The sequence below is a fragment of the Pseudomonas trutticola BRTCR10 genome (assembly GCF_056155105.1).
In genome coordinates this window covers 1031289-1043721 of the sequence record NZ_CM149552.1, presented here as the reverse complement: position 1 = coordinate 1043721, position 12433 = coordinate 1031289, and the positions used below count along the sequence as shown (strand labels likewise).

The window sequence follows — 12433 nt, the reverse complement described above, 5'->3', positions numbered from 1 at the left end:
AACGACAGGGATTTTGGGCAAGGCGCCAATATGTTAAATTGGCCGCTTTTCTGTGCACCAAGCCCCACAATCGCGGCCTTATGACCGTAGAAGTGCGGTAGTGTTCCGACAATCTAACACACGGACGCCGTCCGTTCTGTTTTCCACTGGAGAATCCCGATGGCGCTAGAACGCTCCGACGTGGAAAAAATCGCTCATCTGGCCTGCCTTGGCCTTAATGATGCCGATCTTCCGCACATTACTTCCGCCCTCAACAGCATTCTCGGGCTGGTCGACGAAATGCAGGCCGTCAATACCGACGGTATCGAGCCTTTGGCCCACCCGCTGGAAGCCAGTCAGCGCCTGCGCGCCGACGTTGTGACCGAGACCAATCATCGCGAGGCCTATCAGTCCATCGCACCAGCGGTCGAAAACGGCCTGTATCTGGTTCCGAAAGTCATCGACTAAAGGGAAAGAGCCTGCAATGCATCAAATGACTCTGGCCGAGATCGCCCGCGGTCTCGCCGATAAAAAGTTTTCCTCCGAAGAGCTGACCAAAGTCCTGCTGGCGCGTATTACCCAGCTCGACCCGCAGCTCAACAGTTTCATCAGCCTCACCGAAGAGCTGGCCCTCGAGCAGGCGAAAGCCGCCGACGTGCGCCGGGCCAACGGTGAGAGCGGCGCGCTGCTCGGCGCGCCGATCGCTCACAAAGACTTGTTCTGCACCCAGGGCATTCGCACCAGCTGCGGCTCGAAGATGCTCGACAACTTCAAAGCCCCGTACGACGCCACCGTGGTCGCGAAGCTGGCTGCGGCCGGTGCCGTGACTTTGGGCAAGACCAACATGGACGAATTCGCCATGGGTTCGGCCAACGAGTCCAGCTGGTACGGCGCGGTGAAAAACCCGTGGAACCTGGAACACGTACCGGGCGGCTCGTCCGGTGGTTCGGCAGCGGCCGTTGCCGCTCGTCTGTTGCCAGCGGCCACTGCCACCGACACTGGTGGCTCGATCCGTCAGCCAGCGGCATTCACCAACCTGACTGGCCTGAAACCGACCTACGGTCGTGTTTCGCGCTGGGGCATGATCGCTTACGCCTCCAGCCTCGATCAGGGCGGTCCATTGGCGCGCACGGCCGAAGACTGCGCAATTTTGTTGCAAGGTATGGCTGGCTTCGACCAGAACGACTCCACCAGCATTGATGAGCCGGTTCCGGATTACTCCGCTAGCCTGGGCGATTCGCTGCAGGGCCTGCGCATCGGCGTGCCGAAGGAATACTTCAGCGCCGGTCTCGACCCGCGCATCGCCGAGCTGATCCAGAACAGCATTAAAGAGCTGCAGAAGCTCGGTGCCGTGATCAAGGAAATCAGCCTGCCGAACATGCAGCACGCGATTCCTGCGTACTACGTGATTGCCCCGGCAGAAGCCTCCTCGAACCTGTCGCGTTTCGACGGCGTGCGTTTCGGCCATCGCTGTGAGAACCCGAAAGACCTCATCGACCTGTACAAACGCTCCCGTGGCGAAGGCTTCGGCCCGGAAGTACAGCGCCGGATCATGGTTGGTGCCTATGCGCTGTCCGCCGGTTACTACGACGCCTACTACCTGAAAGCGCAGAAGATCCGTCGCCTGGTGAAGAACGACTTCATGGCTGCCTTTAATGAAGTCGACATCATTCTCGGCCCAACCACGCCGAACCCGGCCTGGAAACTCGGCGCCAAGAACAGCGACCCGGTCGCTGCCTATCTGGAAGATGTCTACACCATCACCGCCAACCTCGCGGGCCTGCCGGGCCTGTCGATGCCGGCCGGTTTTGTCGACGGTCTGCCGGTGGGCGTGCAGTTGCTCGCGCCGTATTTCCAGGAAGGCCGTTTGCTCAACGTTGCGCACCAGTATCAGTTGAACACTGACTGGCACACCCGCACCCCAACCGGCTTCTGAGGAGACACACATGCAATGGGAAGTCGTGATCGGGCTGGAGATTCACACTCAGCTCACTACCCGGTCGAAAATCTTTTCCGGTAGTTCCACCACCTTCGGTTCCGAGCCGAACACCCAGGCCAGCCTGATCGACCTGGGCATGCCCGGTGTTCTGCCGGTGCTGAACCAGGAAGCCGTGCGGATGGCCGTGATGTTCGGTCTGGCGATTGATGCCGAGATCGGTCAGCACAACGTGTTCGCCCGTAAAAACTACTTCTACCCGGATCTGCCGAAGGGCTACCAGATCAGCCAGATGGAATTGCCGATTGTTGGCAAGGGCCACCTGGACATCGCGCTGGAAGACGGCACAGTCAAACGTGTCGGCATCACCCGCGCGCACCTGGAAGAAGACGCCGGCAAGAGCCTGCACGAAGAGTTCAACGGTGCCACCGGCATCGACTTGAACCGTGCCGGCACGCCGCTGCTGGAAATCGTTTCCGAGCCGGACATGCGCAGCGCCAAGGAAGCCGTGGCTTACGTCAAGGCGATCCACGCGCTGGTGCGTTACCTGGGCATCTGCGACGGCAACATGGCCGAAGGCTCGCTGCGTTGCGACTGCAACGTGTCGATCCGTCCGAAAGGCCAGGTTGAGTTCGGCACGCGCTGCGAGATCAAGAACGTCAACTCGTTCCGTTTCATCGAGAAGGCGATCAACTCCGAGATCCAGCGTCAGATCGAGCTGATAGAAGACGGCGGCAAAGTGATCCAGCAGACCCGTCTGTACGATCCGAACAAGGACGAGACCCGTCCGATGCGTTCGAAAGAGGAAGCCAACGACTACCGTTACTTCCCCGATCCGGACCTGCTGCCGGTGGTTATCGAAGAGTCGTTCCTTGGCGAAGTGCGCGCCACGCTGCCGGAACTGCCACCGCAGAAACGCGAGCGCTTCCAGAGCCAGTTCGGTCTGTCGGCCTACGACGCCAACGTGCTGGCCACCAGCCGTGAGCAAGCGGATTACTTCGAGAAAGTCGCAGCCATCGGCGGCGACGCCAAACTGGCGGCGAACTGGGTGATGGTCGAGTTGGGCAGCCTGCTCAACAAGCAAGGCCTGGACATCGACGACTCGCCGGTTTCGGCAGAACTGTTGGGCGGCATGCTGCAGCGCATCAAGGACAACACCATCTCCGGCAAGATCGCCAAAGTGGTGTTCGAAGCGATGGCCAACGGCGAAGGCAGCGCGGACGAGATCATCGAGAAGCGCGGTCTGAAGCAGGTGACCGACAGCGGCGCGATCTCGGCAGTGCTGGACGAAATGCTCGCGGCCAACGCCGAGCAGGTCGAGCAGTACCGTGCGGCTGATGAAGCCAAGCGCGGCAAGATGTTCGGCTTCTTTGTCGGTCAGGCCATGAAAGCCTCCAAAGGCAAGGCTAACCCGCAGCAAGTGAACGAACTGCTGAAAAGCAAGCTCGAAGGCTGATTCTAGCCCCGCGCCCGGGGATCGTTCCCACGCTCTGCGTGGGAATGCCGCCCCGGACGCTCCGCGTCCATTGCGGTGTGACGCAGAGCGTCACGGGATGCATTCCCACGCTGGAGCGTGGGAACGATCACTTTGGAGTACTTGAATGAAGCGTCTGCTCATTGGCTGCGCCCTGCTCTCTCTACTGGCCGGTTGCGCCAGCAATGACCTCATCGACCCGCACGGTTACGACCAGAGCGGTGTCGCCTCCTATTACGGAGCCAGACATCACGGTAAACGCACCGCCAGTGGCGAAGCGTTCAACCAGCATTCCCTGACCGCCGCCCACCGCCAGTTGCCCTTCGGCACCCGGGTGAAGGTCACCAATCTGAAAAACGACAAATCCTGTGTGGTGCGCATCAACGATCGCGGGCCGCACACCCGTGGCCGCTTGATTGATGTTTCACGCGAAGCGGCCGAACAACTCGGTATGCTCAACAGCGGCACCGCGCGGGTTCGCGTGCAGGCCCTCGACGACTGATGGAGCGCCGACCATTTTCGCCCTAGCCGATATACCGCTGATCAACCTGATCGAATTGCTCGGCGGTCTGCTCTTGCTGATCGCCGGCGCCGAACTGATGGTGCGTGCGGCGGTGCGCCTCGCTGCGCGTTTGCATGTGCGGCCATTGATCATCGGTTTGACCATCGTGGCCTTCGGCAGCAGCGCACCGCAAATGGCCGTGAGCCTGCAAGCGGCACACGCACATACGCCAGACATCGCCGTCGGCAGTGTGATCGGCAGCAGCATCTTCAATATCCTCGTGACCCTTGGCCTGTCGGCGCTGATCATCCCTTTGCGGGTGTCGCGGCAACTGGTGCGCCTCGACATTCCGCTGATGATCGGCGCCAGCCTGTTGGTGTTCGTACTGGCCTGGAACGAAGAATTCGGGCGCTTCGATGGCGTCCTGCTGCTGGGTGCATTGGCGCTGTATCTGGGTTTGCTGCTACGCCAGTCGCGGCATTCGACACGACCGCATTCGCAACACCCTGAAGCCGCACAAGCGTCCTGGCCCGGCAGTGTGCTGATGATCATTGTCGGTCTGGCAATGCTGGTCTATGCAGGACATCTGCTGCTCGGTGCGGCGGTTGCCGTGGCCACAGACCTTGGATTGTCGGAACGCGTCATCGGCCTGACCGTGGTCGCCGTCGGCACTTCGCTGCCGGAGCTCGCCACGTCGCTGATCGCGGCACTGCGTGGGCAACGGGACATCGCGGTGGGTAACGTGATCGGTGCCAATCTGTTCAACCTGCTCGGGGTGCTGGGCTTCACCGCGCTGATCGCGCCGACGCCCTTGTCGGTTTCACCCAATGCGCTGGATTTCGACCTGCCAGTGATGCTCGGCGTCGCCGCGTTGTGCCTGCCGGTGTTCTATTCGGGCTACCGCGTGACCCGTGCCGAAGGTTTGCTGCTGCTCGGTTTGTATCTAGCGTACGGCCTGCATGTGGTGTCGTTCACCACCGGCATGCCGCTGGCCGGCAAGCTTGAGCGCTTGATGCTGTTTTATGTGCTGCCGACGTTGTTGACGTTTCTGTTGTTCACGTCAGTCATCGCCTGGCGCCGCCAACACCACAAGAGGGATGTGCCATGACCGAATCGAAGAAGTCCGGGGTTGAAGTCCGCCGCCAGGTAATGGGCGATGCATTTGTTGATCGCGCATTGGGCAACGCCACCGAGTTCACCCAGCCGCTGCAGGATTTCGTCAATGAACATGCCTGGGGCGGTGTGTGGAATCGCGAAGGTCTGCCGCTGAAAACCCGCAGCCTGATAACCCTCGCCGCACTGACGGCGTTGAAGTGCCCGCAAGAGTTGAAGGGCCATGTGCGCGGTGCGTTGAACAACGGTTGCACGGTGGACGAGATTCGCGAGGCGTTGCTGCATTGCGCGGTGTATGCCGGCGTGCCGGCGGCGATCGATGCGTTTCGGGCGGCGCAGGAAGTGATCGACAGTTACCAGAAACCTGAGTGACTTTACGGGCCTCATCGCGGGCAAGCCCGCTCCCACAGGGATCTGGGTGTTGATGAAATTTGATTAACAACCGAAAAACCTGTGGGAGCGGGCTTGCCCGCGATGAGGCCGGAAAAATCGCCGAAAATCTTTCGGTCAGATCCACCCACCCCACTGCAACAGAAAGATCCCGACATTGGTGGTAATCGCCGCCATCAACGTGGTGATCACAATGATTGCCGCCGCCAGTTCATGATTACCCTGCGCCGCCCGGGCCATGACAAAACTGGCCGCTGCCGTCGGGCTGCCGAAGTACAGAAACAGAATCCCCAGCTCGGCCCCGCGAAACCCGCACAGCCAGGCGCCGAGGGTCGCCAGCACCGGCAGGCCGATCATCTTCACCAGACTCGAACTGAGCGCCATGTTGCCGCTCTGACGCAGCGCCGCCAGCGATAGCGTCCCGCCGATGCAGATCAGCGCGAGCGGCAAGGTGGTTTGCGCCAGATACTGGCCGGACGTTTCCAGCCAGCCCGGCAGACTGATTTTGAAGTAGGCAAACGGCGCCGCCGCGATCACGCTGATGATCAACGGATTGCTGAATACACTTTTGCAGATGCTCCACGGATCGGACTTGATCACCGGGCTGTACACCGCCAGCACGATGGTCGACAGCGTGTTGTAGAACAGGATTACCAGTGCCGCGAGAATCGCGCCGAGGGAAATCCCGTAATCGCCATACATGCTCGCGGCCAGCGCCAGACCGATCACGCCGTTGTTGCCGCGAAACGCGCCTTGGGTGTAGATGCCGCGATCCTCACGCGGACAGCGGAAAATCGCCCAGCCCCAGGCCACGGCAAAACTCGCCAGCGTGGCGACGGCGAAGTAGATCAGCAGCGCCGGTTGCAGCGCGGCGTGCAGGTCCGCGTGGAGGATGCCGAGGAACAGCAGCGCCGGCATGCTGACGTTGAACACCAGCGACGAGGCCGTGTGGATGAAGTTGTCGTTGATCCAGTCGATGCGCTTGAGCAGCACACCGAGAAACAGCATGGCAAACACCGGCGCGGTGATGTTCAGGGTTTCGAGGAAAATTGCCAGCATGCCGGGGGAGCCTTGGGTGAGCGTCGTTAGGGGGCTAATGATAAGCCACTTTCACCCCGATCGTTCCCACGCTCTGCGTGGGAACGCCTCCTGTGACGCTCCGCGTCACGCTTTTGGGACGCGGAGCGTCCTGGGCTGCATTCCCACGCGGAGCGTGGGAACGATCAATCGCATTCGCACAGACAGAACGCGGTCGAATGTGGGAGCGAGACTGCTCGCGAAGAACGGTAACGCCGTCTCAAGTAATCGGCGCCGGATTGAACAGAGTGATGTCGTTATGCAGCTTGTGCTTCTCCGCCCACGTCTGCTGTTTGCCGCTGGCGACATCCAAGTAATAGTGAAACAACTCCCAGCCCAATTCCTCGATGGTCGCGCGCCCGGTGGCAATCCGCCCGGCGTCGATATCAATCAAATCCGGCCAGCGCTGTGCCAATTCCGTGCGCGTCGAGACCTTCACCACCGGCGCCATCGCCAGACCATACGGCGTGCCACGCCCGGTGGTGAACACATGCAGGTTCATCCCGGCCGCCAGTTGCAATGTCCCGCAGACAAAATCACTGGCCGGGGTCGCGCAGAAGATCAGACCTTTCTGCCTGAACCGTTCGCCCGGGCCGAGCACGCCGTTGATCGCGCTGCTACCGGATTTGACGATCGAGCCCAACGATTTCTCGACGATGTTCGACAACCCGCCCTTCTTGTTGCCCGGCGTGGTGTTAGCGCTGCGATCCGCCTCGCCCTTGGCCAGATAACGGTCGTACCAGTCCATTTCGCGTACCAGTTCTTCGGCGACGGTTTTGCTTTCGGCGCGCGAGGTCAGCAGATAAATCGCGTCGCGCACTTCAGTGACTTCGGAAAACATCACCGTCGCCCCCGCGCGCAACAACAAGTCTGAGGCATAGCCCAGCGCCGGGTTGGCGGTAATACCGGAAAACGCATCGCTGCCGCCGCACTGCATGCCGAGGATCAGCTCGGACGCCGGCACGGTTTCGCGGCGGCGCTGGTCGAGCTTCTTCAGTCGGACTTCGGCCAGCGCCATGATCTGCTCGATCATCTCGGTGAAGCCGTGACTGGAATCCTGCAAGCGATACAGCCATGGATCACTGAGATCGACCGACGCATCGTTCTCATGCATCACCTGCCCGGCCTGTAATTTCTCGCAGCCCAGACTGATCACCAGCGCCTCTCCACCGAGGTTCGGGTTGCGCGCCAGATTGCGCACGGTGCGAATCGGGATGTACGCGTCGGTAGCGGTAATCGCCACGCCGCAACCATAACTGTGGGTCAGCGCCACCACGTCATCGACGTGCGGGTACTTTGGCAGCAACTCTTCCTTGATCCGTTTCACCGCGTGATCGAGCACACCGGTGACGCACTGCACAGTGGTGGTGATCCCGAGAATATTGCGCGTGCCGACGGTGCCGTCGGCGTTGCGATACCCCTCGAATGTGAAGCCTTCCAGCGGTGCCTGCGCGACCGGCACCTCGGTCGACAGCGGCAGGCTGTCCAGCGGCGGCGCGGTCGGCATGCGCAGTTGATCTTCCTTGACCCAACTGCCCCGGCGGATCGGCTGCAACGCGTAGCCAATGATCTGGCCGTAGCGAATCACCTGGCCGCCCTCGGCAATGTCTTCGAGGGTGACCTTGTGGCTCTGCGGCACAAAATCCACGGTCACCAGACCGTCCGGGAATTCGGTGCCGGCCGGCACGCCCTGGTCGTTGACCACAATCACCACATTGTCCCGCTCGTGCAGGCGGATGTAGCGCGGCGAGTCGGAATGTTCAATCAACTGCATGACGCCGCTCCTCAGGAATGCGCTTGAGACAATTTGCCGGTGGCTTCAGTACCGCCGTTGGTTGGCGGCTCCTTGAGTACCACCCGTTTGATCGGGCCGACGATCACCAGATAGCTGAACACTGCGACCAGTGCGTTGGCCCCGACGAACACCAGCGCCCATTTGAATGAACCGGTGGAGCTGATGATGTAGCCAATCACGATTGGTGTGGTGATCGAAGCGATGTTGCCGAAGGTGTTGAACAGGCCACCGCTCAGACCCGCGATCTGTTTTGGCGAGGTGTCGGAGACCACTGCCCAGCCCAGCGCGCCAACGCCTTTGCCGAAGAAGGCCAAAGCCATGAAGCCAACCACCATCCATTCCACATCAACATAGTTGCAGGCAACGATGCTGCTCGATACCAGCAGGCCGGCGATGATCGGCGCTTTGCGGGCGAAGGTCAGCGAGTGGCCCTTGCGCAGCAGGTAATCGGAAATCACCCCGCCGAGTACGCCGCCGATAAAACCGCAGATCGCCGGCAACGAGGCGATGAAACCGGCCTTGAGAATGGTCATGCCACGTTCTTGCACCAGGTACACCGGGAACCAGGTCAGGAAGAAATAAGTGATGCCGTTGATGCAGTACTGGCCCAGATAGACGCCGAGCATCATGCGGTTGGTCAGCAACTGGCGGATGTAATCCCACTTCGGACCGTCAGCCTTTTTGCCTTTGTTCTGGTCCATGTCGACCATGCCGCCGTTGTCGGCAATGAACTGTACTTCCGCATCGTTGGCCATGGGGTGTTGACGCGGGCTGTGGATAACCTTCAGCCAGATCCCCGAGAAGACGATGCCGAACAGGCCCATGACAATGAACACGTGCTCCCAGCCAAAGCTGTAAACGATCCAGCCCATCAACGGTGCGAACAGCACGGTGGCAAAGTATTGCGCCGAGTTGAAGATCGCCGACGCGGTACCGCGTTCAGCCGTCGGGAACCACGCCGCGACAATGCGCGCGTTGCCGGGGAACGATGGCGCTTCGGCCAAGCCCACCAGAAAGCGCAGCATGAACAGCGCAACAATCGCCGTGGACATGCCGAACTCACCGACAAAGCCTTGCAGCACGGTGAACAGCGACCAGGTGAAAATGCTCAGCGCATAGACTTTTTTCGAGCCGAAGCGATCGAGCAACCAGCCACCGGGAATTTGCCCGGCCACGTAGGCCCAACCAAAAGCGGAGAAGATATAACCGAGGGTGACCGCGTCGATACCGAGGTCTTTTTGCAGGCTGGAACCGGCGATGGCGATGGTCGCGCGGTCGGCGTAGTTGATCGTGGTCACCAGAAACAACATGAGCAGGATCAAATAGCGGACGTGAGTCGGCTTGGACGATTGCATGTAGATGTACTCCCACTGATTATTTTTATGCGCGGGTGAATCTTCTTGGGTCTGGCTTTTGTGGGAGCTGGCTTGCCAGCGATAGCATCGCCGCGGTGCGACTGACATACCGAATCGCCCGCATCGCTGGCAAGCCAGCTCCCACAGGTATTGCGTGGATCAGGAACCGATGTAACTGGTCTTCACGACCGTGTAGAACTCCTGCGCATAGCGGCCTTGCTCACGTGAGCCATAGGATGAGCCCTTACGGCCACCGAACGGAACGTGGTAATCGACGCCGGCCGTCGGCAGGTTGACCATCACCATCCCGGCCTGGGAGTGGCGCTTGAAGTGGTTGGCGTATTTCAACGACGTGGTCGCAATACCCGCCGACAAACCGAATTCGGTGTCGTTGGCCATGGCCAGTGCCGCGTCGTAATCGGCGACGCGAACAATGTTGGCCACCGGGCCGAAAATCTCTTCGCGGCTGATGCGCATCGACGCCTCGCTGTCGGCAAACAGCGTTGGCGCAAGGAAATAGCCTTCGGTGTCACACGTCACCAGACCACCGCCGCTGACCAGCCGCGCACCTTCGGACTGGCCGATGTCGATGTACTTCATGTCCTGTTCAAGCTGAGCTTGCGAAACCACCGGGCCGATATCGGTGCCGGATTTAAGCGCGTGGCCAACCTTGATCGACTTCATGCGCTCGGCCATGGCTTCAACGAACTTGTCGTGAATCCCGGCGGTGACGATAAGGCGGCTCGACGCGGTGCAACGCTGACCGGTGGAGTAGAACGCGCTCTGCACCGACAGCTCGACCGCTTGCTTGAGGTCGGCGTCGTCGAGAATGATCTGCGGGTTCTTGCCGCCCATTTCCAGCTGCACCTTGGCCTGACGGGAAACGCAGTTGACCGCGATCTGCCGGCCCACGCCGACCGAACCGGTGAAGCTGATGCCATCGACTTTCGGGCTGTTGACCAGCGCTTCGCCAACCACGCGACCGCTGCCCATCACCAGGTTGAACACGCCGGCCGGGAAGCCTGCGCGGGAGATGATTTCGGCCAGGGCCCAGGCACAGCCCGGCACCAGATCCGCCGGTTTCAGTACCACGCAGTTGCCGTAGGCCAAGGCCGGGGCGATTTTCCACGACGGAATGGCAATCGGGAAATTCCACGGGGTGATCAGACCAACCACGCCCAGTGCTTCGCGGGTCACTTCAACGTTGACGCCCGGACGCACCGACGGCACGTAATCGCCGGACAGACGCAGGCACTCACCGGCGAAGAACTTGAAGATGTTGCCGGCGCGGGTTACTTCGCCAATGGCCTCGGGCAGGGTCTTGCCCTCTTCCCGCGCCAGCAAGGTGCCGAGTTCTTCGCGACGAGCCAGAATCTCGGTGCCGACTTTATCCAGCGAATCGTGACGGGCCTGGATGCCCGACGTCGACCAGGCCGGGAACGCCGCGCGGGCAGCCTCGATGGCCGCGTTGACCTGCGCCAGATCTGCCTTGGCGTAATCGCCAATGGTGTCGCTCAGTTCGGACGGATTGATGTTGGCCGAGTAATCGGCAGCGGCGACCCATTCACCGTTGATGTAGTTGTCGAAGCGTTTTGCATCTGCCACGGGACTGCCCTCGAATCTAAAAGCCTTCACGCAAAAAGCCGCTGATTGCTCAGCGGCCTCGCTTTTGTGGGGTGTTACTGCGCACCTTGCTTGTCGATCAGCGCGGCGAGCATTTCGTACTCTTCGCCCGTCAGATCGGTCAGCGGCGCGCGCACCGGGCCTGCGTCATGGCCGGCGATTTTTGCGCCTGCCTTGACGATGCTCACGGCGTAACCGGCCTTGCGGTTGCGAATGTCCAGGTACGGCAGGAAGAAGTCGTCGATGATCTTGCCGACGGTGGCGTGATCTTCACGGGCGATGGCGTGGTAGAAATCCATCGCGGTTTTCGGGATGAAGTTGAACACCGCCGAGGAGTAAACCGGCACGCCCAGTGCCTTGTAGGCAGCGGCGTAGACTTCGGCGGTCGGCAGACCACCCAGGTAGCTGAAGCGATCACCGAGGCGGCGACGGATCGACACCATCAACTCGATATCACCGAGACCATCCTTGTAGCCGATCAGATTCGGGCAGCGCTCGGCCAGACGTTCCAGCAGCGGAGCGGTCAGGCGGCAGACGTTGCGGTTGTAGACCACCACGCCGATATTGACCGATTTGCACACCGCTTCAACGTGAGCGGCCACGCCGTCCTGACTCGCTTCGGTCAGGTAGTGCGGCAGCAGCAACAGACCTTTGGCGCCCAGACGCTCGGCTTCCTGCGCATACTCGATGGCCTGACGGGTCGAACCGCCGACACCGGCCAGAATCGGCACGCTGGTGGCGCAAGTATCGACGGCAGTCTTGATGATTTCCGAATATTCGCTGGCGGCCAAAGAGAAGAACTCACCGGTGCCACCAGCGGCGAACAGAGCCGAAGCGCCATAAGGAGCCAGCCATTCCAGACGTTTGATGTAGCCAGCGCGGTTGAAATCGCCCTGCGCGTTGAAATCGGTGACCGGGAAGGACAGCAGGCCGGCGGAGAGGATGGACTTCAGTTCTTGTGGATTCATTTTTCGAACACCCTGGGTAGCAACAATTTTTGTGAGTTTTACGGTTCAGTCAGCGCTGAAGTTGTAGGTCATCGTACAACTTAAAAGATAACCGTCAACTGCATTTCATCGCTGGCGCGGACTTTTTGTCGGACAAGATTCTTTCTTGACGTAGGAAATTTCTCGGCTAGGCTCGAATTAACTGTATGTACATACAGCTAAATAAGAATCTACCGACGACA

Annotated in this window: 11 protein-coding genes; 6 read left to right on the top strand and 5 right to left on the bottom strand. The window is 60.5% G+C overall.

Annotated elements, in window-relative coordinates:
* The first annotated feature begins 159 nt into the window (after nt 1-159).
* The 6 genes from gatC (at nt 160) to ACVVH8_RS04420 (ending at nt 5376) form a co-directional block, all read left to right on the top strand.
* The gene (gene gatC, locus ACVVH8_RS04445; protein ID WP_007901429.1) at nt 160-447 is read left to right on the top strand and encodes an Asp-tRNA(Asn)/Glu-tRNA(Gln) amidotransferase subunit GatC; all 288 of its coding nucleotides are present in this window, start codon (nt 160-162) and stop codon (nt 445-447) included.
* A gap of 16 nt (nt 448-463) precedes the next feature.
* Entirely contained in the window at nt 464-1915 is a 1452-nt protein-coding gene (gene gatA, locus ACVVH8_RS04440) for an Asp-tRNA(Asn)/Glu-tRNA(Gln) amidotransferase subunit GatA (protein WP_475228737.1), read from the top strand.
* 10 nt (nt 1916-1925) lie between these two features.
* The gene (gene gatB / locus ACVVH8_RS04435; RefSeq protein ID WP_475228735.1) at nt 1926-3371 is read left to right on the top strand and encodes an Asp-tRNA(Asn)/Glu-tRNA(Gln) amidotransferase subunit GatB; all 1446 of its coding nucleotides are present in this window, start codon (nt 1926-1928) and stop codon (nt 3369-3371) included.
* A 145-nt stretch (nt 3372-3516) separates the two neighbouring features.
* Complete coding sequence (locus tag ACVVH8_RS04430) at nt 3517-3891, top strand: septal ring lytic transglycosylase RlpA family protein (protein ID WP_103303131.1); 375 nt, start codon at nt 3517-3519, stop codon at nt 3889-3891.
* 46 nt (nt 3892-3937) lie between these two features.
* Nucleotides 3938-4999, top strand: a complete 1062-nt coding sequence (locus ACVVH8_RS04425; protein WP_103303287.1) for a calcium/sodium antiporter — start codon at nt 3938-3940, stop codon at nt 4997-4999.
* Nucleotides 4996-5376: a carboxymuconolactone decarboxylase family protein gene (locus ACVVH8_RS04420; RefSeq protein WP_011332452.1), complete on the top strand. Its 381-nt coding sequence runs from the start codon at nt 4996-4998 to the stop codon at nt 5374-5376. The genes ACVVH8_RS04425 and ACVVH8_RS04420 overlap by 4 nt, the downstream gene beginning before the upstream one ends.
* A gap of 135 nt (nt 5377-5511) precedes the next feature.
* On the opposite strand, the gene ACVVH8_RS04415 is transcribed toward ACVVH8_RS04420, so the two are convergent.
* From ACVVH8_RS04415 to kdgD, 5 genes are all read right to left on the bottom strand, one after another.
* On the bottom strand, nt 5512-6453 hold the full coding sequence (locus ACVVH8_RS04415; protein ID WP_103303132.1) for an AEC family transporter: 942 nt from the start codon (nt 6451-6453) through the stop codon (nt 5512-5514).
* A gap of 238 nt (nt 6454-6691) precedes the next feature.
* On the bottom strand, nt 6692-8245 hold the full coding sequence (gene garD, locus ACVVH8_RS04410; protein ID WP_475228732.1) for a galactarate dehydratase: 1554 nt from the start codon (nt 8243-8245) through the stop codon (nt 6692-6694).
* An 11-nt stretch (nt 8246-8256) separates the two neighbouring features.
* Nucleotides 8257-9729, bottom strand: a complete 1473-nt coding sequence (locus tag ACVVH8_RS04405) for an MFS transporter (RefSeq protein ID WP_475228730.1) — start codon at nt 9727-9729, stop codon at nt 8257-8259.
* A 51-nt stretch (nt 9730-9780) separates the two neighbouring features.
* Nucleotides 9781-11226, bottom strand: coding sequence for an aldehyde dehydrogenase family protein (locus tag ACVVH8_RS04400; protein ID WP_103303135.1), 1446 nt, complete (start codon nt 11224-11226; stop codon nt 9781-9783).
* Between the two features lie 74 nt (nt 11227-11300).
* Nucleotides 11301-12212, bottom strand: a complete 912-nt coding sequence (kdgD, locus tag ACVVH8_RS04395) for a 5-dehydro-4-deoxyglucarate dehydratase (RefSeq protein ID WP_103303136.1) — start codon at nt 12210-12212, stop codon at nt 11301-11303.
* Nucleotides 12213-12433: the final 221 nt, after the last annotated feature.